The sequence below is a fragment of the Sorangium sp. So ce327 genome (genome assembly GCF_051530205.1).
In the GTDB taxonomy this organism is placed as follows: Bacteria; Myxococcota_A; Polyangia; order Polyangiales; family Polyangiaceae; genus Sorangium; species Sorangium cellulosum_B.
On the sequence record NZ_CP150330.1, the window covers coordinates 4,325,990 to 4,352,989 of the forward strand.

General features: G+C 67.9%; 11 protein-coding genes. 9 read left to right on the forward strand and 2 right to left on the reverse strand.

What is annotated here, in order from left to right; all coding sequences use genetic code 11:
- Nucleotides 1-152: 152 nt before the first annotated feature.
- Entirely contained in the window at nucleotides 153-947 is a 795-nt protein-coding gene (locus WME95_RS16330) for a HEAT repeat domain-containing protein (protein ID WP_437552770.1), read from the forward strand.
- Between the two features lie 76 nt (nucleotides 948-1,023).
- A complete protein-coding gene (locus WME95_RS16335; RefSeq protein WP_437552771.1) occupies nucleotides 1,024-1,893 on the forward strand; it encodes a HAMP domain-containing protein in 870 nt (289 codons plus the stop codon).
- A gap of 85 nt (nucleotides 1,894-1,978) precedes the next feature.
- On the opposite strand, the gene WME95_RS16340 is transcribed toward WME95_RS16335, so the two are convergent.
- Together WME95_RS16340 and WME95_RS16345 are read right to left on the reverse strand one after the other, a co-directional pair.
- Entirely contained in the window at nucleotides 1,979-2,302 is a 324-nt protein-coding gene (locus WME95_RS16340) for a YraN family protein (protein WP_437552772.1), read from the reverse strand.
- 241 nt (nucleotides 2,303-2,543) lie between these two features.
- Nucleotides 2,544-3,395, reverse strand: coding sequence for a hypothetical protein (locus WME95_RS16345; protein ID WP_437909274.1), 852 nt, complete (start codon nucleotides 3,393-3,395; stop codon nucleotides 2,544-2,546).
- Nucleotides 3,396-4,061: 666 nt separating this feature from the next.
- Here WME95_RS16345 and WME95_RS16350 point away from each other — a divergent pair.
- From WME95_RS16350 to WME95_RS16380, 7 genes are all read left to right on the forward strand, one after another.
- Nucleotides 4,062-5,723 (forward strand): tetratricopeptide repeat protein, encoded by a 1,662-nt coding sequence (locus tag WME95_RS16350; RefSeq protein WP_437909276.1) that lies wholly within the window; start codon nucleotides 4,062-4,064, stop codon nucleotides 5,721-5,723.
- A gap of 91 nt (nucleotides 5,724-5,814) precedes the next feature.
- Nucleotides 5,815-9,678: a tetratricopeptide repeat protein gene (locus tag WME95_RS16355; protein WP_437552775.1), complete on the forward strand. Its 3,864-nt coding sequence runs from the start codon at nucleotides 5,815-5,817 to the stop codon at nucleotides 9,676-9,678.
- A gap of 11 nt (nucleotides 9,679-9,689) precedes the next feature.
- On the forward strand, nucleotides 9,690-11,171 hold the full coding sequence (locus WME95_RS16360) for a tetratricopeptide repeat protein (protein WP_437552776.1): 1,482 nt from the start codon (nucleotides 9,690-9,692) through the stop codon (nucleotides 11,169-11,171).
- A 360-nt stretch (nucleotides 11,172-11,531) separates the two neighbouring features.
- Nucleotides 11,532-11,771, forward strand: coding sequence for a hypothetical protein (locus WME95_RS16365; protein WP_437909278.1), 240 nt, complete (start codon nucleotides 11,532-11,534; stop codon nucleotides 11,769-11,771).
- A 90-nt stretch (nucleotides 11,772-11,861) separates the two neighbouring features.
- Nucleotides 11,862-13,907, forward strand: a complete 2,046-nt coding sequence (locus WME95_RS16370) for an AgmX/PglI C-terminal domain-containing protein (protein ID WP_437552777.1) — start codon at nucleotides 11,862-11,864, stop codon at nucleotides 13,905-13,907.
- Between the two features lie 562 nt (nucleotides 13,908-14,469).
- On the forward strand, nucleotides 14,470-15,378 hold the full coding sequence (locus tag WME95_RS16375) for a tetratricopeptide repeat protein (RefSeq protein ID WP_437552778.1): 909 nt from the start codon (nucleotides 14,470-14,472) through the stop codon (nucleotides 15,376-15,378).
- Between the two features lie 343 nt (nucleotides 15,379-15,721).
- Nucleotides 15,722-26,998 carry a tetratricopeptide repeat protein gene (locus tag WME95_RS16380; RefSeq protein ID WP_437909279.1) on the forward strand — a complete coding sequence of 3,759 codons (11,277 nt, stop codon included), beginning with the start codon at nucleotides 15,722-15,724 and terminating at the stop codon, nucleotides 26,996-26,998.
- Nucleotides 26,999-27,000 lie beyond the last annotated feature (2 nt).

Consider the following 27,000-nt stretch of genomic DNA (forward strand, 5'->3'; position numbering starts at 1 on the left):
CGAGGAGCGAGCGAATGCAAGGCAAAAGTGCGAGCGTGTGCGCACCAATTTTCGGGTGTAGACCCGCTGATCCGATCGCCACGGCGGCGATGCGCTCGTGTATCGTCGGACGTGGAATGCGTCGGCCCTTTTCAGTGCTCGTGTTGCTGGTTGTGACGCTTGTACTCTCGCTGATACCCACGAGGCTCTACGCGGATCAGCGCACGAGCTACCTCGCCGACCAGCTCAGGACCAACGAGGACTATCGCGTCCGCACGCAGGCGGCGCTCGCGCTCGGCGCGTCGGGAGACGACGCCGCCACGAGGCCGCTCTGCGACGCGCTCACGGACGGCAACGCGTCCGTCAAGGTCGCGGCGGCAGCGGCGCTCGGCAAGCTCGGTAAGCCCGCGGGGCTCGCGTGCCTGGAGCGCGCCGAGGGCCGCGAGCAGACGCCGGCCGTCAAGTCGCAGATGCAGAAGTCGATCGCCGCGCTGTCCGCTGGCGGCGGCGGCGGCGGGAGCGGCTCGGCGGCGCCGCCGCCTCCGGGCGCGGACACGAAGTACTACGTGGCCATCGAGATCACGAACAAGAGCGGCCGCCCTGAGTCCGAGATCGAGCCGCTCGTGCGCGCCGCGATACAGTCGAAGATCCTCGCGAAGGCCGGCTACGCGGTCGCCCCCAAGGGCGAGACGGTGGCGCAAGGCAAGAAGATTCTGAACGGCAAGAAGCTGAAGGGCTTCTATCTCCTCGCCACGGTCGAGCCCGCCGTGTACCAGGGCGGCAACCTCACCCAGGTGGTCCGCGTCAGCATGTGGACCTATCCGTCCAAGTCGCTCCAGGGTGAGTTCGCGCCGAAGCTCACGCAGAGCGGCACCCCGAAGAAAGACGTCCAGAGCGAGAACATCCTGATGAAGATGTGCGTCGAGAACGCGGTCGAGACCTTCCACAAGGTCGTCGCCTCGCTGTGACGCACCTTCGCTGCTCGATATTGGCTTTTCCAGTGCCTCACGACCCTTGTCATCTCCAGCCAGCTTCGAGGATCCCATGAGCGACGCTTCCAGCACGGCCCCGCAGACCTCCGCGCCGGAGGTCAGAGCGCGCTACCAGCGGAGCGCGCGGAACTACCTGCTCGACCAGAACTTCCAGCTGAAATACACGGGGTTCCTCGTGGGGATCAGCCTTGCGCTCTCCGTGGCGCTCGGGATCCTCCTCTGGAACGCGAGCTCGAAGATCATCGAGCAGAGCCGCAGCGCCGTGCAGCAGGGTCAGGAGACCGTCCGTCAGGGTCAGGAGACCGTCAAGCGCGGCCAGGAGGTGCTCGTCCAGAGCCGTCGGGTCAGCGAGGTCGTCGCGATGAACATCGCGAAGGAGTACAAGGACGACCCCGAGCTCGCGAAGACGTTCGGCGAGGCGGCGCAGCTCGACGAGAGCAAGCTCAAGGACGAGCAGTCGCGGCTCGAGCGCGACGCGGCCACGCTGCAGCAGCGGGCGGAGGCGCTCGAGCGGCAGGCCGCCGACGTCGCGAACAACCAGCAGATGCTGCTCCGCCTCATCGTCGCGCTTCTGTCGTTGCTCGTCCTCGGCGTCGGCGTCGCGGGCATCGTCTTCACGCACAAGATCGCCGGGCCGATCTTCAAGATGAAGCGGCTGCTCCGTCAGGTCGGCGAGGGCAAGCTGATCGTGCGCGAGAAGCTCCGGAAGGGCGACGAGCTCCAGCACTTCTTCGAGGCGTTCGAGAAGATGGTCGAGGACCTGAGGGCGCGCCAGCAGGGCAAGATCGCCAAGATGGATGCGATCCTCGAGAAGCTCGAGGCGGGGGCGCACGCCCAGAAGGGGACGATGGAGATCGACCCCGAGGGCCTCTCCCAGCTGAAGCGACTCCGCAGCGAGATGCAGGAGCAGCTCGACGCGTGATCGCGCCCGCGCGCGGTCGAACGATGCACGCGCCATCCGAATCCAGCGCGAAATCAAGCTAAAAATAGGAAGAGTTCAGGCCGCGCTAAAAGGCGGCCTTGACGATCTCGACCGTCGCTTCTCCGCTTGGGAGGAACGTCACGGACGCGGCGTCGAAGCGCATCCGCTCCACGCCCCGCACGCGCGAGAACGTGGCGCGCCAGAGCCGCTCGCCCGCTCGCCGCACGCGGGCGCGCTTGCTCGCGTCGATGCTGTCGAGGGCGCGGACGTAGGAGCCGGCGCCGCGCGTCCGCACCTCGATGATCACGATGACGGGGCCGTCGCGCGCGACCACGTCGATCTCCAGCCGCCCGACCCGCGCGTTGCGCGCGACGATCTCCACGCCTTGCGCGGCGAGGTGAGCGACCACCGCGTCCTCCGCGCGCGCGCCGAGCGCTCGCCGCGCGTCGGCCGCCGGAGCGCCAGCGCGCCCGATCGCGGTCCGGCTCGTCGCCGAAGCCGCCGGCGCGCTGCGCGTGGCGGTGCGCCCGGGCGGACGGCCGTCGTGTGAGCCCGAATCATCGCTGGGAGGGAGGGAGAGGGAGGTGCCGGCCAGATCGGCCGTCGTCGGGCGAGGGCTTCGCGAACCGCGACGACCGGTCACCCGACGCCTAGAAGCCTTCGCACTGGTCCGAGTTGGCGCGGCCCTGCACGTCGCCGCAGGCCCCCTCGTTCTCGAACCCCGTGTTCTGCTTGATGCAGTACTTGCCGGTGATGTTCGGGTCCCCGAGGCCGACGTTCGGCCGGATCTCCGAGCAGGTGAAGCCCTGCGGGCACTCGCAGAAGTTGAAGTTCGGGTCGTCCGGCTCGCCGTCGGCCACGCCGCACCGGCAGGAGCAGTACACCGCCTGCTGCGCGTTCCGGTTCGAGTTGGCGGCGCACTGGCCGCACACGGGCGACGCGACCTGGTCGTCGGTCCCCGGCACGCAGCAGGCTTTGCCCTCGTTCTCTGCCGCCGACTTGGTCGGGTCCTGGCAGCCGGTGAAGCCGTCGCGGCAGAGGTAGAGCTTGCAGACGCCCTCCTGGCACATCCAGCCGCTGCCGGGGCAGTCCGCGTCGCCGCCGCAGCGACAGAAGGCGCCCGCGGGGTCGCACATGCCGCTGAGGCACTGGCTCTTGCCGCCGTCCGGCCTCGACGGTTCGCAGTCGGGCGCGTAGGTCCCCGACTCCTCGCAGGTTGTGCACCCGGCCTGCCCGGGGATACACGTCGCGGGCGCCTCCTGGCCGAGCGGGCAGCTCACGCGCCCCTGGAAGTGGTTCACCAGGCAGATCCGCGTCTGGCACTGGAAGGATCGCGATTCGATGTTCTCTTCCGTCACCTTGAAGCCAGCGAACTGCGAATCGTACTCGTCTTCGGGCAGACACGGGTCGCCGACGCCGCCGCTCTCGCACGCGGAGGGCAGGCTCGCCATTGCGACGACGCTGAGCAGGCCGAGCAGGCCGGACAGAATGGAACGGGTCATCAGAACGTGCTCCTTCGGCGGCGGTGCGCGCCACCGCTTCGGCAGAGGCGCGCGGACGGGAGGCAAGAAAACGCTCAAGTCGAGGTGCTCAAAGGCACAACGTCAGCGGTTGGACCCTAGACGAAGCGCGCCTCGAGCGTCAACAGCCGGATGGGGCGCGCCCGTCCACGTCGCCGAGGTGGGCGGGCGCCGCCGGTGCGAGGCGTTCGACCCTGCGCGCGCTGGTCCCTTGGCAGCGGACGGTCAGGCTGCCGCCTGGGCGGCAATAGTGCGGCGACGGCGCGGCCACGGCGCGACGATCGCATTTAAGGAAGCGAGCGCGCCTCCGTTCGATAATTCCACCGTCGACTCCTACGCAGTGCGCAACCCCAAGGTCGGCCCGGCGCCCGGTGTCTCAGGACGGGAATGCAAGAGGGGGCCCCTCGCCCGGCATCGCTTGACAAGCTGCGCGCCACAATCCTACCATCCCCCGCCACACGCAAGTATCCGTTGATTCTCATTGAACTTTTTGGTTCCTGACCGAGCTGCCTCGGGGGTCTACGGCGCGCGTTCTCCGTGTGTGGAGCCGCGAACGGGGCGAAGGGGCCACGATCTTTACGTCGCCGAAAGCGAGGAACGACGATGCGGAACCGGGTGGCGAGTATCTGCCTTGTAGCTTCTGCCCTGTTGCTATCCCCCGCCGTGGGGCATGCGCAGCCCGGCAAAGGTAAGCCCGTCGCGGCTGAAAAGGCGGACGCCAAGGGCGACAAGAAGCCCAGCAAAGAGGTCAGCGCCGACGAGGATGCGGGCCCCGTGACCGCGGGGCAGATGACGGAGGAGGCGGCGCAGGGCAAGCGGCTCTTCGACAGCGAGCGGTGGAGCGACGCCGCGCGGCAGCTGAAGCGCGTCGTCGACGGCGACACCGGCGATGACGATGGCAACAAGCAGATCGCCCAGTACCACCTCGCGATCGCGCTCTACCGCATGCAGTTCTACCAGGCGAGCTACGCGATCTTCTCGCAGATCGCCGACAAGCCGAACCACCTCAAGTTCAACGAGACGCTGCTCTGGCTGTCCAAGCTCGCGACGCAGCTCCCGGAGCCGGCGGACATCATCGAGCGCGTCGGCAAGTACAAGACCGAGCAGATCGCGCGGTTCAACAACCCCCAGCAGCGCGACCTCTACTGGCAGCTCAACTACCTGCTCGGCCGCTACAAGTACCGGAACCGGAACTACGAGGAGGCCATCAGCCTCTTCGCCAAGGTCGACCCGAACAGCAAGTACTACGTCCAGGCCCAGTTCTTCAGCGGCATCTCGTACGTGCAGCTGCGCAAGTCGGTGCCGGCTGTCAAGTCGTTCCAGCGCATCGTCCAGGCGATCGACGAGGGCGTCGAGGGCCTCGAGGACGAGGCGCGCATGCGCGACCTCGCGTTCCTCTCGATGGCGCGCACCTACTACTCGGCCTCCGTCCGCCTCGACGACAACAACGTTCCGACGATCGACGCCGCGAAGCTCTCGGCCGCCGTCAAGTACTGGAACCGCGTCGACGTCGCGAGCGAGTACTGGCTGGACAGCCTCTTCGAGCAGTCCTGGGCGTACTTCATGGCCGGGCTGTACCCGCAGGCGCTCGGCAACATCCACACGATCGAGTCGCCCTACTTCCCGAACTCGTTCTATCCCGAGGCCGACATCCTGAAGGCCGTCGTCTCGTTCACGATCTGCCAGTACGGCGACGCGACCACGATCGTCGCGAAGATGAAGAAGAAGTACGAGCCGATCAAGAAGGACCTCGAGTCGATCCTCACGCGGTACCAGGGGGAGGGGAACGAGGAGCGCTTCTTCCAGTTCCTGAAGGACGTGGGCGCCGGCAAGGGCGACATCCCGCCGAGGGTCCGGCCGATCGTCGAGAACGCGCTCTCCGACCGCCAGCTCCGCCGCAACATGGAGTACGTGCGCATCCTCGATGAGGAGGCGGACCGGTTCAAGAAGGCGCCCGCCAACTTCCGCAACTCTCCGGTCGGCAGCGACGTGACCGACGCGCTCGAGTTCGCGAGGAGCCTCGCGATCCGGAACGCCGGCACGCTCGGCCGGGAGCGCTACCAGCGCAACCTCGACGAGCTCAACGAGCACCTCCGCGACTCGTCGAAGATCCTCATCGACATCACCGCGGCCGAGAGGAACAAGCTCGATCAGCAGGTCGTCAGCGGCCAGCTGTCGAAGGAGGACGCGCTCACGTACGGCGTCGTCAAGCCCGACGACGAGCACGTGCTCTGGCCGTTCGACGGCGAGTACTGGCGCGACGAGCTCGGCTTCTACCGGCAGGTCGTGACGTCGAAGTGCAGCAAGTGAGCGATTTCATCATGGTTGGCCCCGCGGCCAGAGGTCGCGGGGCAGGCAGCGCTTCCTCACGGGGGTCCGTGGCGGAGGGACGGAGATGGAGATGAAGCAGTCGAAGTTCGGTGTACTGCATGCGCTCCGCGCGGCGGCGGGTACGTTGGCCGTGGCGGCGTGCGCGGTCACAACGAGCCCCGCGTCGGCGGCCGACGCGTGCATCACGCAGCCGGCGAAGGATGCGATCGCCGCCTGTCCGGGCGGCAAGCTCCAGGTGTCGGCGGGCAAGAAGCCGCAGGTTAGCTTCAAGTCAGCCCCGCAGGGGATCCAGCTGAAGAAGCGCGAGGACTTGACGAAGCCGGCCAATCCGACCGCTTCACAGGCCTCGGCGCAGCGCGACGAGCGGCGCAATCGCCTCGCCCCGAAGGTGAGGAGCCTGCTCGTGACGGAGATCCAGGGGCTCGAGGGCCTGTACTCCTCGACGCCCAAGAACGCGCCGGACCGGCCGAAGCTGATGCGGCGCCTCGCCGAGGGCTACGTCGAGCTCGAGTCGGCGGCGTTCCGCGACAAGACCGAGGGGCAGATCAAGGCGGACGAGGCCAAGCGGAAGAACCCGAAGGCGGTCGCCGGGATCCGAGCCGAGATCGCCAAGGCCGACAAGATCCTCGTCCTCGCGCGCAAGCAGGCGATCAAGTACTACACGGACCTGAAGACGCAGTATCCGAAGTACTGCCAGAGCACCAACGCGGCCGACCCCGCGAAGAGCACGGGCTGCACGGACGAGGTCCTCTACTACCTCGCCTATGAGTACGAGCAGGCCCAGCAGCTCGAGGACGCTCGCAAGGTCTACTTCGAGCTCATCAAGAACTGGCCGAACTCGAAGTACATCCCGAACGCGTACCTCGCCTTCGGTGAGCTCTTCTTCAACGAGGCGCAGGGCGACCCGTCCAAGTGGGACCTGGCGGAGCAGTCGTACGTCAAGGTCACCCAGTACCCGCCGCCCGAGAACAAGGTCTGGGGCTACGCCCACTACAAGCTCGGGTACGTCTACTGGAACAAGGGCGACTTCGCCCGCGCCATCAGCGAGTTCAAGAAGACGATCGAGTACGGGCAGCAGTTCCAGCAGATGCCGAACGCTGCGCAGCTCGCCGTCTCTGCGCGGCGCGACATCATCCCCGTCTACGCGCTCGCGGGCGACCCGCGCAAGTCGCACGACTTCCTCCGTCCGCTCAGCGGCGACGCGGGCGGCAGCTCCGAGAAGACGTTCAAGATGATGGACGACCTCGGGCAGAACTACCTCGACACCGGTCACTACAAGGAGGGCATCGAGCTCTACACCGACCTGATGACCCGCGATCGGGGCCCGAGGTACTGCGTCTACCAGGGGCACATCGCGGAGGCGACGCTCGCCATGAAGTCTGGCAACAAGGACCAGATCATCGGCGAGCTCGGGCGCCAGCTCGACGTCCACAACAAGTTCCAGGGCGAGGGGCACCCGGCGGACGCCAAGCTGAAGTGCTCGAACATCACCGCCGGTCTGCTGACCGAGACGGCGATGGCCTGGCACCTCGAGGCGGTGGGCTCGGGCGGCGTGCGCGGCACCGGCGACAAGAAGACGATGCAGCTCGCCGCGCAGCTCTACGACAAGGTCGTCAACAACTTCAAGCAGGAGCAGTTCGCCAAGTTCGAGTTCCCCCGCATCCTGAAGGAGGACTGGCCGAACATCTTCAAGATCAAGTACGCGATGGCCGACCTTCTGTACTTCCAGAAGGACTGGGCCAAGTGCGGTCCCGCGTTCGACTCGGTCGTGGCCGAGGATCCGAACGGCCCGCAGGCGGCTGAGGCCGCGTACGCCTCGGTGCTCTGCTACCAGAACATCTACACCGAGACCCACAAGGACGGCTCCGACAAGAAGGGGTCCGGCAACCTCCCCGACGGGGGGACGGGCAAGAAGGGCGACAAGAAGGCGGAGAAGGCGAAGTTCCAGCCGAAGGACTTCAGTGACAGCCAGAAGGGCATGATCACCGCCTTCAACCGGTACGTCTGCTACATCAAGCCCGCGGCCAACGACAAGGAGGCCCAGGAGCAGTACGTCGAGGTGAAGTACGCGCGCGGCCGCACGTACTTCGAGGCGCAGCACTGGGAGGAGGCCGCGCTCGCGTTCCGCGACGTGGCGCTGAACCATGCCGACAAGGAGGTCGGCATCTACGCGTCTCAGCTCTACCTCGAGTCGCTCAACGTCCTCGGCGCGAACATGGACCCGCCGCGTCCGTCTTGCTACGACGACATGGCCGCGGACGTGCCCAAGTTCATCGATCTCTACTGCAAGGGCGGCAAGGAGAAGGAGAACGCCGAGCAGTGCGGCATCCTGATCCGCATCCAGCGCGACATCGAGCGCCTGCGCGCGCAGAAGCTCGTCGAGGCTGCTGACGCGGCCGGTGGCGTCGAGGCCCTCAAGAACTATGAGAAGGCCGCCGTCGCTTACATGGACATGTGGAAGAAGTACGGCGAGGCCGCTTGCGAGGCGAAGCAGCCCGCGTGCGAGAAGAGCGAGGAGGTCCTCTACAACGCCGCGAAGGCGTTCCAGGCCGCCCGCCTCATCGCCAAGTCGATCTCGGCCCGCAAGATCCTGCTCGACCCGCGGTACAACCTCCACAACACCGAGCTGGCGAAGACGTCGATCTACGAGATCGGCGGCAACTACCAGGCGATCGCGGTCTATGACGAGGCGGCGAACTGGTACGAGCGCTACGCCCGCGAGAACCCGAAGGGGGAGAAGGCCGCGGAGGCGCTCCAGGACGCGGTCGTGCTGCGGCTCGGCCTCGGTCAGGAGGACCAGGCGATCAAGGACGCCGACCTCTTCAACAAGAACTACGGCAAGGCGAAGCCGGCGCAGACCGCGCAGATCGCGTTCGCGATCGGCGCGCACTACATCGACCGTGAGGACTGGGATCAGGCGCGCCGGCGGCTGTCGACGGCGATGCCGCAGATCGATCGCAACGCGACGTTCGACGTCCAGGTGCAGGCGCACGCGATGTACGCGCGCGTCCTGCTGCAGACGAAGAGCGTGACCCCGGCGAACGGCGAGTACAACAAGGTCCGCGGCTACTGGAAGGACCCTGCGGCCGCGCTCAAGAAGCTCGACGCGATCGGCGGCGAGGAGCCGGAGAAGCTGCGTCGGCTCGGCAAGGTGCTGACCGCGGTCGGCGAGGCCTACTTCCACTTCGCCGAGCAGAAGCGGAAGGACGTCGATAAGATCAAGTTCCCCGAGTACAAGGGCTCCGGGAACCGCGAGGACGTCCTCAAGCACATCAACACCAAGGTCGCCGACTGGGTGAAGAAGAAGCGCCCGGCGATCGAGGCGGCCGACGTCGAGTACCAGAAGATCCTCAAGCTGGAGCCGACGCCTCCGCCGAAGTGGGTCATCGCGGCCGGCGCGCGCGTCGGTCAGATGTGGGGCAAGTTCGTCGCCGAGTTCCGGGCCGCGCCCATCCCGAAGGAATGGAAGGGGCACGGCATGGTCCCGGGCACCGACGTCTCGTACGACGAGATCCGGGGTGAGTACTACTCGCGCCTCGACGAGGCGAGCGAGCCGCAGAAGCAGATGGCGAAGGGCGCGTTCAAGACCTGCCTCGACCTGTCCGTGAAGTACCAGTACTTCGACGACTACTCGCGTACCTGCGAGGTGTGGCTGTCGAAGAACTACGGCGCCGAGTACCATCTCATCGACGAATTCCGTGGCTCCCCGTCGCGGGTCAACTCCGGCATGAGCGAACGCCCTGCGCCGCTGAACCTCGACGGGACCGCCTTCCGAGAAGCGCTGACCGCGACCGACAAGCCGGCTGCGAGCAAGGACAAGGAAGAGGGCGAGGACAAGAAGGCGGGCGAGGACAAGAAGGCGGCGCCGGCGGCGGCTGGCGCGTCCAAGGAAGGCTCGGCGCTCGATCGGGCCACGACCCGACCCAGGAAGTGATGGAGCGAAACATGAGAAGCATCACCTCATTGGCAGCGGTTGCGGTGCTCCTTCTGGCTGCGACGGGTTGTGGCGGCGGCACCACCGGCGGCACGGCTCACGGGGCGAAGGACCCGACGACGGGCAAGGCGATCACGGACAGCAAGGGTCAGGCCGTGTCGGTCGAGGCGGCCAACAAGTTCAAGACCGCCATGGACACGATGGTCCAGCACGACAAGGCTGGGGACTGGTCTGAGGCGACTTGCAGCTCGACGGCCCAGCTGTTCCTGGACGCGGCGGACGAGCAAGGGGACACGACGTTCGCCGAGGCCATCTACAACGCGGGGCTCGCGTACCAGCGTTGCAAGAAGGACTCGGAGGCGAAGAAGTACTTCACGCAAGCGCTTCAGAAGAACCCGAAGTTCCACCCCGCGCGGGTCCAGGTGGCGCTCTACAACCTGGCGGAGTCGGGCGAGAGGAACCTCGACGCGGCGATCAGCGAGATGCGCCAGGCCGCCGTCGTGGATGCTCAGTACAAGAACGTCGAGGCGCTCGTGCACCTCGCGCTCCTGTACATGAAGCGCGGCAACCAGGTCGCGGACAACGATGGCCCCAACGACTTCCAGCGCGCGAAGCGGTACATCCAGAGCGCGCTGGCCGTCGATGATGCCTTCATGCCCGCGTTCAACCAGCTCGCGATCTACTACCTGGAGACGGCGAAGCAGAAGGCGGGCAGGAAGACCGGCAAGGCGGTCGCGACCAACGTCAGCAAGCAGAAGAAGGTCGACACCCAGGCGCTGGAGCTCGCGGCGCTTGTCTGCTCCCAGGCCATCCGCAAGAACCCCAACTACGCGCCGATCCACAACACCGCGGGGATGATCCAGGTCGAGCTCGCGAACCTGAACGGCGCCGTGCAGGAGTTCAACCTCGCGAGGAGGCTCGATCCGACCTTCTACGAGGCGCAGATGAACTACGCGGCGGTGAACCTCCAGTTCCGCGGGTTCCAGCAGGCGGACGAGGCGTACCGCGCGGCCCTGAAGATGCGTCCGAACGACTACGACGCTCATCTGGGCCTCGCGCTCGCCCTACGCGGTCAGATCGATGACGCGAACTTCGACAGCATGGTGGCCGCCGCCAGCGCTGAGCTCGAAGCCGCCAAGAAGGTCGCCCCCGAGCGCGCCGAGACCTACTACAACGAGGCGATCCTGACCCAGGAGTACAAGGCGAAGTCGGGCGGCAAGGGGGCCGAGGGCGCCCTCATGTCGGCGAAGGGGCTGTTCGGTCAGTTCATCCAGAAGGCGGGCGCGAGCGCCGAGTTCGCCGACGCGGTGAAGCGGTCGAAGGAGCGTATGAGCGAGATCGACCAGATCATCGCCTTCAACAAGCAGACCGAGGCCGAGCGGAAGGCGGCCGAGGCCGACATGAAGACGAAGGAAGCCGAGCAGGAGGCAGCTGCCGGGAGCGAGGGCGAAGGGGGCGAAGCGACGACCCCGGCCCCGGCTCCTGCCCAGTAGCGGAGCCTCGTCCGGCGCGCAGTGAGCAAGGGATACGGTAGTATTCCGGGCGAGCTCGACGGGCGGGTCGGACCGCGTGGCGGTGCGACAGACAACGGCACCTGGAGCCCTCTTCTCTCGCTGCACGAAGCTGCATCAAGGAGAAGGGGGCTTCCTTTTTTCGTCGTCGTCGCAGCTCTCTGGGAACCTTGGGTGGAATCGGTTGTCGAGGCGTGTGTGGGTCGTGCTCTCCGACGCCTCGATAGCATGCGAAGCTGGTTGACCGGCCGCCGCGTAAGGCGGTACAATGGCACTGTAACCGCGTCGGAACATTGTGAGGAGGCTGGAATGAGAGGGTTGACCCGATTGGGTGCGGGAGTCGTGGCTGCCGTTCTTGCGAGCGTGGTCGCCTCATCGGCGTTCGCGCAGGGAGCGGCTCCTGGCGGTGGGAAGAAGGACGAGGGGTACGGGTACGAGTTCTCGGACGATCCGCTGAATGCCGGCGGGTTCGGCCCCAACGACGCCACCATCCGCGTGCGGCCCGGCCCTGTCCGGACGACGCTGATCAGGCCCCGCACCTCGTTCGTTCCGGAGATGCTCAAGTCGGTCGAGAACCTCTGATGTGACGGGCAGGTTTGGCACCTGCCCTATCGATTTACCCCCCGGTGCTGGGGGCGTGCGCCGCGCGGCGCATAGGGAAGGCTGGCGGAGATGGAAGGCAAGCAAAGGGTCGCTCTCACATTTGCGCTCTACCAAAACGAGGCGCTCGTCCGCCGGGAGACGATCACCCAGGATATCGTCAAGGTAGGCAAGGACGCGAAGAGCCATCTGCGTGTCGATGACGAGCTTGCCTCGCGCATGCACGCGGTCATCGAGGTCGCCTCCCCGCAGGACATCACGCTCATCGATCTCGGCAACGAGCCGGGCACGATGGTGAACGGGGCGCGCGTCAACAAGTGCAAGATCAGCCCAGGCGATCAGCTCCAGATCGGCGGCACGAAGATCATGCTGGAGCGCGCGGAGCCGGTGGCGGTCGCCGCGGCCGCGGGCCCTGCGAAGCCGGTCCCCGCCAACCCGTTTGCGGCGGCGCCTGGTGGGAGCCCGTTCGGCGCTGCGGCGCCCGGGAATCCGTTCGCGGCCGCGCCGCCTGGGAACCCGTTCGCCGCGGCCTCCGCGGGCGGCGCGGACCCGTTCTCCTACAACAACCCGTTCGCGCAGTCGGCGCCGGCCGTCGACGAGGTGCCCCCGGACGCGCCCGAGGGCTCCTACACGTACACGCTCGTGAAGAACGGGCCGGACGTGCCGAGCGACGAAACCGAGGTCCCGGCGGCCTCGGTCGAGGTCATGATTCTGTGGGATGCCGCGGTGCTCCACGTCGAGCACCTCACGCCGCCGCGCTCCTTCTACGTGGGTGAGGAGGCGGGGAAGAACTTCAAGTGCGACTACTTCATCCCCTCGGAGAAGCTCGGCACGACGCGGGCGCCCATCATCCTCGCGGATCGCTCAGGCTCGGTCTCCGTGGTGCTCCTGCCCCGCGCGACCGGCACCATCGAGATCCCGGGCAGGCCGAAGATGACGGTGCAGCAGGCGATCGATCAGGGCCTCACGCAGCCGTGTTCCGAGCTCTCTGGCGCCTACCAGATGGCGCTTCCGTCGGGCGGGAAGGCGAAGGTCGAGCTCGACGGCATCGTCTTCCAGGTGTCCGCCGTGAACGCAGGCAAGGTCGTGGCCGGCCACCTCCAGCTGGACACGCAGAGCCTGCTGTACACGGGCCTCTCGATGGCGGTTCATCTCGGGCTGCTCGCGGCGATGGCCTTCTTCATGCCGCCCCTCGGCGATACCGGCGAGGACGGGATCTCCGCTGATCAGCAGTTCCTCATCCAGCAGTACCTCGCGGCGGCCGCCGAGAAGGAGATGGAGGAGAAGGAGACCGAGCAGGTCGCCGACAACGCGGCGGACAACAAGGAGGGGGGCACCGGTACCCGCGCCAAGGGTGAAGAGGGTTCGATGGGTAACCCGAACACCAAGGCCACCGGCAACCGCTACGGCGTCCAGGGGCCCGCCGACAACCCGGACCCGCACATCGCGCGCCAGGCCGCGCTCCGCGACGCCGCGGAGTTCGGCATGATCGGGCTGCTGAACGCCGGCGCTGGCGGCGATCCGAACGCGCCGACCGCGCCGTGGGGACGCGACGATTCGCTCGGGAACGATCCGCTGAGCGCCCGCGGCAACATGTGGGGCGATCAGATCGGCGACTCGTTCGGCGCCGGCGGCCTCGGCCTCTCCGGCATCGGCGAGGGCGGTGGCGGGCGCGGCGAGGGCATCGGCCTCGGCTCGATCGGCACCATCGGTCACGGCGCCGGCACCGGCACCGGCCAGGGCTTCGGCTCCGGCCATGGCCGACTCGGCGGGTCGCATCGCACCAAGCCGCCGCAGGTGCGCATGGGTGCGACCAGCGTGAGCGGCCGTCTGCCCCCCGAGGTCATCCAGCGTATCGTCCGCCAGAACTTCGGTCGATTCCGGCTCTGCTACGAGAACGGGCTCAGGAACAACCCGAATCTGCAGGGCCGTGTCGCGGTGCGCTTCGTCATCGGGCGTGACGGTGCGGTCTCCAACGTGGGTAACGGCGGTTCGGATCTGCCCGATAACGGCGTGGTTTCCTGCGTCGTTCGGGCGTTCTACGGCCTGTCGTTCCCGCAGCCCGAGGGCGGTATCGTCACCGTCGTCTACCCGATCATGCTCAGCCCCGGCGGCTGAGCCCGCCTCGCCGCTCGGTTCGAGCGAACGCCCCGCACGCGAAGTGCGGGGCGTTTTCCATTTCAGCGCTGGACGCGGCCGGCGCCGGGCGCGGCCAGCGGTCTGCGGCGAGCGCCGTGGGGTGGCCAGCTCGGCGTCCGCCGCGCGGGGAGGGCGGGGCCCTGCGTGAGGCGCTGCAGCGAGGCGCATGCGCGGGGTCTGAAGCCCTGGACTTCCGCGGTTGCCTCCGCCTATTCTCGCGTCGCCGCGCGAGGTTCAACGCGCGCCACCTCGGGACGCTTGTGACGGTGCCACACGGAGCGGGGCAGCCCGTCTCCTGGATTGCTGAAGGAGCGGCGCAGCCGGCTCCGGGATTGGGGACGGAGCGGGGCAGCCGACTCCGGGACGCTGGAAGGAGCGGCGCAGCCGTCTCCGGGACGCTGTGTGTGAAGGAGCGGCGCAGCCGACTCCGGGACGCTGTGAAGGAGCGGCGCAGCCGACTCCGGGACGTTGAAGAGGGGCGACGCGACGCCCAGGTCACTCAGAGGCCGGCGATGCCGGGGCCATTCGAAAGGTGAGCGAGATGAAGCTTGGGGCATTCTTGATGGTTGGCCTGGTCGCGGCGAGCGCGGCGGGCCTGGGCTGCAGCCGCCATCGCCAGGAGGCCGTCATCCTGGCGAATCAGGCCGACAAGGAGGTCGCCGTCAACCCCGACGGTGCGGCCAACAAGTACGAGCAGGCGACCAAGCTCGACCCGAACAACCACCGCATCTTCTTCAAGCTGGCGATGGCACACAAGAAGTCGGAGTCGTGGGACAAGGTCGCATCGACGCTGGCGCGCGCCACGCAGATCGCCCCGAAGTTCGCGAACTACTGGTTCGAACGAGGCTGGGCGCTCGAGCAGCAAGCGAAGAAGAAGACGATCTCGTACGAAGAGGCCAAAGAGCCCTACCAGAAGTGTATCGAGAACGACCCCAATTTCGCGGATTGCTACTCCCAGCTCGGGAACGTCTACCTCTGGACGGACGACGAGCAGAAGGCGCTCGAGAACCTCACCAAGGCGATCGAGCACAATCCGAACGAAATCCGCTACTACGCGGCGCTCGCCGACCTGTACACCCGTCTCGGGTACACGAAGGAGGCCGAGCAGGTGCTCAAGGAGGCGAAGTCGTTCGCGAAGCCGGGGGACAAGTACCTCTTCGGCGTCCACAGCTTGCTCGCGTCGGTCTACCAGGACCGCGGGTCCACGGCGGAGATGGTGTCCGAGCTCGAGGCCGCCAAGGCGGTGGCGCCCACGGATGGTCCCGAGTCGGTGCAGATTCTCTGGAGTCTCGGGAGCACCTACGCGACCCTGGATCCGCCGCGCAAGCAGGAGGCAATCCAGATGCTCAAGGGGTTCACCACGCGCGCCTGCAAAGGTTCGAAGGCGGCGAGCTTCAAGACCGAGTGCGAGACGGCGAACACGCTCGTCGCGCGGCTCGGCGGTCAATAGCCGTGATGCCGCGCGCGGCACGGGGCACCTAAGCGTTTCAATTCGTTCGAAGGTCGGGGCCGAGGGTCGATAATCAATGGATCTTGCGCAGCGTCTCAATCATCTCGAGTCGGTTCATGACTGGCAAGGGCTCGTCGAGGAGCTCGAGAAGGGGATTGCGGCCGAAGGGGACGCGACCCGGAAGGCGGCATATCACCTGAAGCTCGGGCGGCTGCTCGAGGAGAAGTTCCTTCAGGCCGTCAAGGCGCTGAAGCACTTCCAGGACGCCTACAAGCTGAATCCAGCGCTGTTAGAGGCGCTGGAGTCGGCTCGTTCCATCTACTGGGACCTCGGCAAGACCAACATGGTCCAGAAGCTCCTGGAGCTCGAGCTGAGGAACGCCCCCGAGGGGACCGCGGCCGCCGAGCTCCGCGTGGAGCTCGGCGACGTGCTCTGCGACGCGGGCGATTTCGAGCGCGCGACGGAGATGTACGCGAAGGGCCTCGCCGCGTCCGGCGGGACGAGCGAGGAGGCGCGGGCCTGCCTCTTCGACATGCAGGTCGATCAGTCGTCGTGGTCGGCGCGCATGGCGGAGCTGGTGGATGCGGCCGACGCGGCCGCGAGCACCGACGAGCGCAAGCGGCTGCTGCTCCGCGCGGCGCGGCTCGCGAAGCGCTTCGATCGCGGTCAGCTCGAGGACCTGCTCCGGAGGGCGTACGAAGCGGCGCCTTCCGACAAGCAGGCCGCGGCGATGTTCGAGGGGCTCCTCGTCGAGGCGGAGCGGAAGCAGGCGATCGTGGAGACGCAGCGCCGCATCCTCGATGCGCGCGCCGGCGTGGCCCGCGGCGAGGCGGCGTTCAAGTTCGGCGTCCGCTGGGCCACGCGGCACCAGGACGTCGAGATCGGCTCGAAGTTCCTCGAGGAGTCGCTCCGGCTCGATCCCTCGAACGAGGCTGCGTTCGCCTACCTGCGCGAGCTCTGGGGGACGAAGGAGGGCAACTGGGAGCGCGTCGCGTCGCTGGCGGAGAGCGCTGCCAACCAGAACGGCAGCTCCCCGTACATGATCGCGCAGGCGGGCGGCGTCGCATGGCGCCAGCTCGGCAACCTCATCCGGGCCAGGAGCTGGTTCGAGAAGCTCTCTGCGGTCGCCCCGACGCACCCGAGCGTGAGCGCGTTCGAGGCGCAGATCGGCGAGCGCCTCACGGCCGCGCCTGTCGCGCCGTCCGCGCCTCCGCCGGCTGCTGCCGCGCCCGTCGTCGTCGCGCCCGCGCCCGTCGTCGTCGCGCCCGCGCCCGTTGTCGTCGCGCCCGCGCCTGTTGTGGTCGCGCCGGCCGCGCCTGCGGACGCCACGCCGCTTCCCGCGAGCGCGCCTGCGCCCGTCAGCGCGCCAGCCCCGGTGAGCACGCCGGCCCCGCTCAGCGCGCCGGCCCCGGTGAGCGGCAGGGCGAGCGCGCCCGCGAGCGCTCCTGTGTCGACCTCGTCGGTGGACGAGCGCGACGCGAGGTCCTCGGTGGCCGACATCGAGCCGCCGCCCCCTGCGCGGGCTCCCGCCGAGAGCAGGCCTGCGGATTCGGAGGTCGGCCGGCGGCCGACAGCGCCGCCGCCTCCGGCCGCGGAGGCCGCGGGCCGCGTCGAAGAGCTCAAGGCCAAGGCCCAGAAGCAGGAGCAGGCCAAGCGGTACAACGAGTACGTCAAGACGCTGATCGAGATCGCCGAGGCGGTCTCGGATCCCGCCGAGAAGATCGACAACTACGCGAAGGCGGCGGAGCTCTACTCGGGCAAGTTCTCGAACGCGGCCGAGGCGGTGAAGTGCTACGAGTCGATCCTCGCGATCGACGGCGAGCACGCTCAGGCGATCGACTTCCTCCGCCAGAGCTACGAGAAGCGGCGCGACTGGGAGAAGCTCATCGGGCTGCTCCGCCGCGAGGCCGCGGCGCTCCCGGAGGGCGGCGAGCGCGCCGCGAAGTACCTCGAGATCGCGAAGCTCGCGTCGGAGCGGGTGAAGAAGGTCGACTTCTGCATCGAGCTCTGGGACGAGGTCCTCGCGAACGACCCGGAGAACCCCGAGGCGCTGAACGCGCTGGCCGGGCTCTACGAGAAGAACAAGGACTACCAGGCGTTCGCGAGGGTGCTGCAGAAGCAGGTCGACACGACCTTCGACAGCACCCAGAAGCTCGCGCTCCTCAGCAAGCTCGCGCAGCTCTACGGCGAGCGCCTCAAGGACGACGAGGCGGCCGTCAAGGCCTGGCAAGAGGTGATCGCGCTGAACCCCCAGGACCGCAAGGCCCAGGAGGCGCTCAAGAAGGCGTACCTCCAGCTGCAGCGCTGGGACGACCTCGAGGTGTTCTACGCCGAGAGCGGCAAGTGGGACGAGTTCATCCGCGTCCTCGAGTCGCAGGAGGCCAAGGAGACCGACGACGCGGCCAAGATCAGCCTGCTGGTCAAGATCGCCGAGCTCTGGATGGTCCAGAAGCAGAAGGCGGATCGCGCGGCGCGCGCCTACGAGAAGGTGCTCTCGATCGACGGCTCGCACCTCGCCGCGGCCGAGGCGCTCATCCCGATCTACACGCAGGCGAACAACCCGAAGGGGCTCGCCGGCGCCATCGAGGTGAAGCTCTCGCACGACCAGGACGACGTCTCCCGGCTCGACCTCTACCGGCAGGTCGCGGCGCTCTACGAGACGCGCCTCAAGGAGCCGCAGCGGGCGTTCGAGCGTTACCTCTCGGCCTTCCAGATCGCCCCGCAGGACGAGCAGTGCATCGATGACGTCGAGCGCGCCGCGCGCTCGACCGAGGGGTGGGACGCCCTGATCCAGGCCTACTCGTCGGCTATCTCGCGCGCGGAGAGCGAGGGGGACATCGCGCTCGGGGTCGATCTCCGGCTCCGGCTCGGGCGGGTGCTGCTCGACGAGGTGAAGCGCATCGACGAGGCGCTCTCGCAGTTCCGCGCGGTGTACGAGGCGGACGGCGAGAACCAGGCCGCGATCGGCGCGCTGGAGCGGCTCTACCGCGAGACGGGCCGGTTCGGCGAGCTGCTCGGCATCTACGAGAAGAAGCTCGGCATCGTCACCGAGCCGGAGGAGCGCAAGCAGATCCTCTATGCGATCGCGGAGCTCTACGAAGGGGAGCTGCGCGACGCGGCGCAGGCGATCGGGACGTACCGCCAGGTGCTCGACGACGAGCCGACGGACCCGCAGGCGCTCGCGGCGCTCGACAAGCTCTACCGCGAGCAGCAGGACTGGGAGTCCTACGTCGACGTGCTCCGCAAGCGGATCGACTCTCCGCTCGACGAGCAGGCGCTCATCGACCTCAAGTTCCGGCTCGGGAGCACCCTCGAGAAGCACCTGAACGATGCGGCTGGAGCGCTCGAGAACTACAAGGAAATCCTGATCCTCGATCCGGGCAACGACGCCGCGCGCCTCGCGCTCGAGGCGCTGCTCTCGAACGAGTCCCTGCGGGCCGAGGCGGCGGCCATCCTGCAGGAGATCTACGAGGGGCGCGGCGACTGGGAGAAGCTGATCCAGGCGCTCGAGATCCTCGCCGCGGCCGAGGGCGACACCGCGACGCGCGTGGCGCTGCTCCGGAAGGTGGCGCGGACGGCGGCCGAGAGCCTGAGCGACCTGGGCCGCGCGTTCGACGCGCAGTCGCGGGCGCTCAAGGACGACCCGTCGCACGCCGAGACGCGGGCGGAGCTCGAGTCGCTCGCCGCGCAGGCGGGCGCCTGGGACAAGCTCGACGTCATCTTCAGCGAGATCGCCGATTCGCTGAGCGACGCGCGGCTGAGCCGCGAGTACTGGATGCGCCTCGCGAGCATCCACGAGCGGCTCGGCAAGGTCGAGGAGGCGGCGAACGGCTACCTCCGCGTGCTCTCGATCGACCCCGCCGACTCGGAGGCGCTCGAGGCGATGGACGAGCTCTACCGGCGCACCGAGCGCTGGGGCGACCTCATCGGCGTCTACCGGCGCCGCATCGAGCTCGTGCACCAGCCGACCGAGCGCGAGGGCCTCTATGCCCAGATGGCCGAGGTCTACGAGCAGCGGCTCGGGCAGCCGGAGGAGGCGATCGCCGCGTACCGCGAGGTCCTCTCCATCGACAACACGAGCCTGGTGGCGCTGACGGCGCTCGACGGGCTCTTCAGCCGCCAGGGCATGTGGGAAGAGCTGGCGGACAACCTCGAGGCGCAGCTCGGCATCGCGGTCGAGGAGGAGGCGCAGATCCGGCTGATGCTCCGGCTCGCCGCGCTGCGGGAGTCGCGGATGCGGCTCGTCGACTCGGCGATCGACATCTACCGGCAGGTGCTCGAGCGCGAGCCGACCAACGTCGAGGCGCTCGGGGCGCTCGAGCGCCTCGGGAAGGTTGCCGAGCACGAGCTCGCGATCGCGGAGATCCTCGAGCCGCTGTACCGCCAGTCGGGCGACTTCCAGAAGCTCATCGGGGTGCACGAGGTGCAGGTGCGGCGCAGCGACGACGTGACCCGTCGCGTCGAGCTGCTCCACCAGATCGCCGTGCTCTACGAGGACGCGGGCAGCGACCTCAGCTCGGCCTTCGACACCTACGCGCGGGCGCTGAGCCAGGATCCGGCCTCGGAGTCGACGCAGGAGGGGCTCGACCGGCTCGCGCGCGCGACCGGTCGCTTCGCCGACCTGGCGCGCGTGTTCGAGACGCTGGCTGCGCAGCAGACGGACGCGGAGCTCGCGAGCTCGCTCTACACGATGAGCGCGCGGATCTACGAGGGAGACCTCGGCGACATGGACAGCGCCGTCGGGCACTACCGGCGCGTGCTCGAGATCGATCCGCGCAACCTGCACGCCGCCGAGTCGCTCGAGCGGCTGTTCAGGACCTCGGAGCGCTACAACGAGCTGTCGCAGATCCTCCAGCAGAAGGCGGACATCCTCGACGACCTGACCGAGAAGAAGCTCGCCCTCTTCCAGGCCGCGAGCCTCGAGGAGGAGGTGCTCGAGCGGCACGATCAGGCCATCGCCGTCTACGGCAAGGTGCTCGAGCTCGACGCCGAGGATCTGCGGGCGATCGACGCGCTGACGAAGCTCTACCTCAGCCTCTCACGCTGGCAGGAGCTCCTCTCGGTCTACGCGAAGAAGGCCGATCTCGTCCTCGACTCGAACGAGAAGAAGCGCATCTACTACCAGATCGGCGCGGTGTACGAGCGCGAGCTCGGCAACGTCGCGAGCGCGATCGACACGTACCAGCGCGTGCTCGAGATCGATCCGGACGATCTCCAGGCGCTCGGGCGGCTCGACGTGCTCTACCAGACGTCGCAGAACTGGCTCGAGCTGCTCAGCGTGCTCCAGCACGAGGCGGAGATCACCGCGGACCCGGCGGAGGGCATCAGCTACCAGTACCGGATCGCGGAGCTCTACGAGAAGCACCTCGACGACGTGTCCCGGGCGATCGAGCTCTACCGCGATCTCCTGCAGCAGATGCCCGATCACGAGCCGACGCTGCGGGCGCTCGAGCAGATCAAGGACGGCAGCCGCGAGCCGCTCGGCGCCGCGCTGGTGCTCGAGCCGATCTACGACGCGTCCGGCGAGTGGCAGAAGCTGATCAGCGTGCTCGAGGTCCGGGTCAAGGTGGCCGAGGACCCGTACGAGAAGGTGGATCTGCTCCACCGCATCGCGCGCCTGTCGGAGGAGATGCTGAGCGACCACGTCACCGCGTTCGAGACGTACGCGCGGGCGGTGACGTGCGACATCGGCAACGAGGAGTCGCTCTCGAACCTGGAGCGGCTCGCGATGATGGTGAACCGCTGGCCGCAGGTCGCCGCGCTGTACGACGCGGAGCTCGGCCGGCTCGGCGAGGAGCCGGCGCGCTTCGTGGAGCTCGGGCTGCGGCTCGCGCAGATCTTCGAGACGCAGCTCGACGACATCGACAGCGCCGTCGCGCGCTACCGGCGCGTGCTCGAGGTCGAGCCGGAGAACCAGACCGCGATCGCGTCGCTCGATCGCCTGTTCACCGCGACCGAGCGGTGGGGCGATCTCGTCACCATCCTGTCGCGCGAGTCGGAGATCGCGCAGTCGCCGGACGAGATCCTCGAGTTCAAGTACCGGCTCGGCGTGGTCTATCAAACGCGCCTCAACGACCTGCCCGCGGCCATCGGGGCGTACCGCGAGGTGCTCACGGCGGCGCCCGAGCACTCGCCGACGCTCGAGGCCCTCGAGGGGCTCTTCGCGGCCGGGATCAAGCAGATCGAGATCGGCGCCATCCTGGAGCCGCTCTACCAGGCGGCGGCGGAGTGGGAGAAGCTCGGCGGGGTGCTCGAGGCGGAGCTCACCCACCTCACCGAGGCGCAGGAGCGGCAGGCGATGTACTACCGGCTGGGGGAGCTCCAGGAGGAGCGCCTCATCTCGCCGGACGGGGCCCTCGCCGTCTTCATGCGGGCGTTGAAGGAGTACCCGGGCGACGAGAAGACGCTCGAGGAGGTCGAGCGGCTCGCCGGCTCGGTCGACGGCGGCTGGGAGATGCTCGCCAACGCGTACGCCGATGTGCTGGGCATCCACAGCGACAAGGACGTCCAGACCGGCATCGGCAAGCGGCTCGCGCGGGTCTTCGAGACCGACCTCAGCGACGTCGCCAAGGCCGAGGAGACGTACCGGTACGTGCTCGGCATCGAGCCGCTCGAGGCCGAGGCGCTCTCGAACCTCGATCGGATCTACACGCAGCTCGAGCAGTACCCGGAGCTCGCGAGCGTGCTCGAGCAGCGGGTGCGCGCGACCGAGGATCGCCCGGAGCTCGTCGACCTGTACCTCCGGCTCGGGCAGACGTACGAGGAGCGGCTCGGTCAGCTCGACGACGCCATCCGCGCGTTCCGGCGCATCTTCGACGAGCTCGAGACGACGAACGAGCAGGCGATCAGCGCCCTCGAGCGCATCTACACGGCCAAGGGCGCCTGGACCCAGCTCAAGGTCGTGCTGGAGCGGGAGCTCGAGAACGCGATGGGCGACAGCCAGGAGGCCGACATCCGCGCCAAGATGGCGCACCTGCTCGCCGATCGGCTGAACGACGTCCAGGGCGCGGTCGAGACCTGGAAGCGCGTCCTCGACCTCCGGGGCGAGGACCCGGAGGCGCTCGGGGCGCTGTCCAACCTCTATGAGCGGGTGGGGCAGTGGTCCGAGCTCTGCGACGTCCTCGAGCGGCATTACGACATCGCGATCGACGACGAGTCGCGCGTCGCGGTGCTGCTCCGCCGCGCCAAGCTGTTCCACGAGCAGCTCGGCCGCGACGACTCGTCGCTCGACGACTACCAGCGCGTCCTCGACATCGACTACGCGAACCTCGAGGCGCTCTACGCCATCGCGGCGATCTGGCGGCTGCGCAACGAGCCCGAGCAGATCGTGAGCTCGCTCCACCAGACGGTGGATCGGGCGCGGGACGTGCTGCCGGCCGAGAACGTGATCGCGCTGTACCGCGAGCTCGGGACGACCTACCAGCACGTCCTCGGGCAGGCGTACGACGCCATCGACGCCTGGAGGAAGCTGCTCGAGGTCGACCCGAAGGACTTCGAGGCGATGGCCGCCCTGGAGAACCTGCTCCGGGCCGAGGGGCGCTGGGTCGAGGTCATCGACGTGAAGATGGGCCGGGCCGCGGCCTACGAGTCGCCGGCGGACAAGGTGCGCGAGTACCTCGAGGTGGCGCAGATCTGGGAGCACCAGGTCGAGGAGAGGGACCGGGGCACGCTCGCGTACGAGAAGGTCCTGGAGCTCGAGCCGACGCACGACCAGGCCTTCGCGGCCCTCGAGCAGCTCCACGACGCGGCCCGGCGGAGCGAGCCGCTCATCGAGCTCTACCTCGCGCGGCTCGACTCGCGCGAGGAGGTCTCCGACAAGACCGACATCCTCCGCAAGGTGGCCCGGGTCTTCGAGGAGCAGCTCGAGGACAAGCCGCAGGCCTTCGACGCGCTGCTCACGGCGTTCGAGATGGACTTCTCCGACATGGACACGGTCCGCTACCTCGAGCGCATGGCGCAGGCGACGAACCGCTGGCCGGAGCTCGTGCAGACGGTGAACGGGTGGCTGCAGCAGCAGACGGCCCCGCTCCAGAAGATCACGCTCTGCCTGCGCCTCGCCAAGTGGTACGCGGAGGACCTCGGCCACCCCGAGTACGCCCAGCCGTACTACCAGCAGATCCTCGCGCACGACCCGAACAACGTCGCCGTGCTGCGCCAGATGGCGAACTTCTTCAAGAAGACCGGCCAGTGGCAGCAGCAGGGGCAGATGCTGACGAGCGCCCTCAACGTCGCGGTGACCGACGTCGATCGGAAAGAGGTCCTGACCGAGCTCGGCGAGGTCCTCGAGCGGCACATGGGCGAGGTCGAGCAGGGGCTCAGCTTCTACCGGCGCGCCCTCGACGTGGATCCGCTGCACCTCCCGGCCCTCGAGGCGCTGGAGCGGATCTACACGGATCGCGATCAGTCGAACGATCTCGTCGACGTCCTGCTCCGCAAGGCGCGGGCCGTGAACGAGTCCGACGTCGTCGCGGCCGTGAAGCTGCGCACCGCCGGCCTCTACGAGTCCAAGCTCGGGCTGATCGAGAAGGCCGGCGCGGTCTACCGCGAGGTGCTGGACATCGACGCCTCGAACCTCCTCGCGATGCGGGGGCTCGAGCGCGTCTACACGGCGACGCACCAGTGGCCCGATCTCGTGCGCGTCCTCGAGATGCAGCTCGACGTGGTCACCACGGAGCGCGAGCGCATCGACGTGCTGATGAAGATCGCGACCCTCCAGGAGGAGCAGTTCCTGAAGCCCGATCTGTCGGCCGCGCGCCTCGAGCAGGTGGTCGAGATCGACCCGAGCCACGAGCCCGCGCTCGAGGCCCTGGAGCGCTGCTATCGCCGGCTCCGCCAGTGGCACGATCTCATCAACACCTACGATCGCCACATCAACGCGGCGGAGGATCGGCAGAAGAAGATCGAGCTCTGGTCCCACACGGCCAAGGTCTACGCAGAGGAGATCGAGGACCTCGACCGCGCGATCGACGCGTACCTGAACATCGTCGAGATCCAGGACACGCACATCCCGGCCCTGGAGGCGCTGGCGAAGCTCTACGAGAAGCAGGACAACTCGTCGAAGGCCATCGAGTACATGACGCGCGTCGCCGACCTGACGGCCGACGGCAAGCAGCGCGTCGAGATGTACTTCCGGATCGGCAGGCAGCTCGACGAGAAGCTCGGCGAGCGGGTCCTGGCCCAGGAGCGCTTCGAGATGGCGCTCGATCTCGAGCCGTCGCACGTGCCGACGCTGGCGGCGCTGCGGGTGATCGCGATCGACGCGGCCGACTGGGACCGGGCGGCGCGTTACCTCGATCAGGAGCAGATGAACACCGACGCGCCCCGCGCCAAGGCGCGGTTGCTCGTCGAGCTCGGCAAGCTCCGGGACGACATGCTCGGCGAGCACGCGCTCGCGGTGCAGGCGTACGAGATGGCGCTCCAGAGCGATCCCGACAACGAGGACGCCGCGATGCCGCTCCTGGGTGAGTACGTCTCCACGGAGCGGTGGGCCCAGGCCGAGCCGCTCGCGGAGATGCTCGTCAGGAAGAGCGGCAAGCGCGACAGGTCAGAGCAGCACCGGCTGCAGCGGACCTTCGGGCGGGTCCTCGAGCGGCTCGGCAAGGACGACGCCTCGCTCAAGGCGTACACGGCCGCGCACAACCTCGATCTGGCCGATCAGGAGACGATCCGGGGCCTGGCGGACGTCAGCTTCAAGCTCGGCGACTGGGCGAGCGCGCTGACGAACTACCAGAAGGTGCTCACGAGCCTCGACGAGGCCGAGACCGAGGAGCGCGCGACCGTCTACTACAAGCTCGGCTGCATCAAGCAGGCGCAGGGGCAGTCGAAGCAGGCGGTCAACAACTTCGAGAAGGCGCTCGGGGCCGATCCCGCGCACCGGCCGACGCTCGAGGCGATGGTCGCCGTCTACGACGCGCTCAAGGACTGGAAGCAGGTCTGCCACTACAAGCGGCTGATCCTCGACAACATCATGGACGGCCCCGAGCGGTTCAGGATGTTGAACGACATCGGCGACATCTGGGTCGACAAGGAGAACAACATCCCGAAGGGCGTGGAGGCCCTGGAGGAGGCGCTCGAGCTGGAGCCGCAGAACCACGTGCTGCTCCACAAGCTGCTCCAGCTCTACCAGCGCACGGGGCAGTGGGAGCGGATGGTGGACTGCCTCCAGCGCATCGCGGAGCTGGAGCCGCAGCCGGATCGGAAGAGCCGTTACCTCTACACGATGGCGCAGATCTACCGCGACAAGCTGGACGACCCGGCGCGCGCGGTGGAGCTGTTCAACGACACGCTCGATCTGAACCCGCACTCCCTCGAGGCCTTCGAGCGCATCAACAAGATCCTCACGGCGCAGAAGGAGTGGAAGCAGCTCGAGCGGGCGTACCGCAAGATGCTGCACAGGGTCGCCGGCAAGGGGAACACGGACCTCGAGTACAGCCTCTGGCACGCGCTCGGGCTCATCTACCGTGATCGGCTCGGCGACAGGACGGCCGCCCTCGAGACGTTCCGCATGGCGTCGCGGCTCAAGCCCGAGGACGCGACGGAGCACCTGATCCTCGCGGAGCTCTACGAGCAGTCGGAGCAGTTCGATCTGGCGACTGGCGAGTTCCAGGCGATGGTCAAGATCGATCCGATGAAGATCGACCCGTACAAGCGGCTCTACCGCCTGTACGTGGACAGCAAGCGCTACGACCAGGCCTGGTGCGTCGCGGCGGCGCTGTCGTTCCTCCGCAAGGCCGATCCCGACGAGCAGCAGTACTTCGAGGACTACCGCCCGCAGGGGCTCATCCAGGCGAAGAGCCGGCTCGACAACGAGCAGTGGATCAGGAACCTGTTCCACGAGGAGGAGAACCTCTACGTCGGCAAGATCTTCGAGATGATCGCGGGGGCCGCGCTCAGGGCGAAGATCGAGACGCTCAAGCAGCGCCGTGAGCTGCCGGTCCTCGATCAGCGCTTCCTGCAGGATCCGGCGACCTCGACGGTGACGTTCGCCCGGACCTTCGGGTGGGCGGCCAACGTCCTCGGCCTGCCGGCGCCGCGGCTCTACGTGCGGAGCGACGTGCCCGGCGCGCTCGTCGCTGTGGCGAACGAGCAGCCGGCGTCCGTCGCAGGGCAGACCGTGCTGACCGGGTTCTCGCCGCAGGAGCTCACGTTCATCGTCGGCAAGCACCTCGCGATGTACCGCGGCGAGCACTACATCAAGACGCTGTTCCCGACGGTCACCGAGCTGACGGTGCTCCTCTTCGCCGGGATCAAGCTCGTCGCGCCCGACACGTCGGTCCCGCCGGACATCGAGAAGCAGATCACGGCGACCGCGCAGACGCTCCGCGGGTTCATGCAGCCGATGCAGCTCGAGGGGCTCCGCATGGTGGTCAAGAAGTTCCTTGCGGAGGGCGCGAAGGCCAACATCAAGCGGTGGGTCCAGTGCGTCGACATCACCGCGGCGCGCACCGGCCTGCTCCTCTCGGGCGATCTCGAGATCGCGAAGAAGATCATCGCCGCCGAGCCGCAGCAGCCCGGGGATCTCCCGCCCCAGGACAGGCTCAAGGAGCTGATCGTCTTCTCGACAAGCGATCAGTATTTCGCGCTGCGTCAGGCGCTCGGGATCGCCATCGGCGAGGGGTGATC

Excerpts from the sequence above, each read along its gene's own strand:
- WME95_RS16370 (WP_437552777.1), top strand. The coding sequence starts at position 11,862 with ATGGAAGGCAAGCAAAGGGTCGCTCTCACATTTGCGCTCTACCAAAAC.
- WME95_RS16380 (WP_437909279.1), top strand. The coding sequence starts at position 15,722 with ATGGTCCAGAAGCTCCTGGAGCTCGAGCTGAGGAACGCCCCCGAGGGG.
- WME95_RS16375 (WP_437552778.1), top strand. The coding sequence starts at position 14,470 with ATGAAGCTTGGGGCATTCTTGATGGTTGGCCTGGTCGCGGCGAGCGCG.
- WME95_RS16360 (WP_437552776.1), top strand. The coding sequence starts at position 9,690 with ATGAGAAGCATCACCTCATTGGCAGCGGTTGCGGTGCTCCTTCTGGCT.
- WME95_RS16355 (WP_437552775.1), top strand. The coding sequence starts at position 5,815 with ATGAAGCAGTCGAAGTTCGGTGTACTGCATGCGCTCCGCGCGGCGGCG.
- WME95_RS16335 (WP_437552771.1), top strand. The coding sequence starts at position 1,024 with ATGAGCGACGCTTCCAGCACGGCCCCGCAGACCTCCGCGCCGGAGGTC.
- WME95_RS16345 (WP_437909274.1), bottom strand. The coding sequence starts at position 3,395 with ATGACCCGTTCCATTCTGTCCGGCCTGCTCGGCCTGCTCAGCGTCGTC.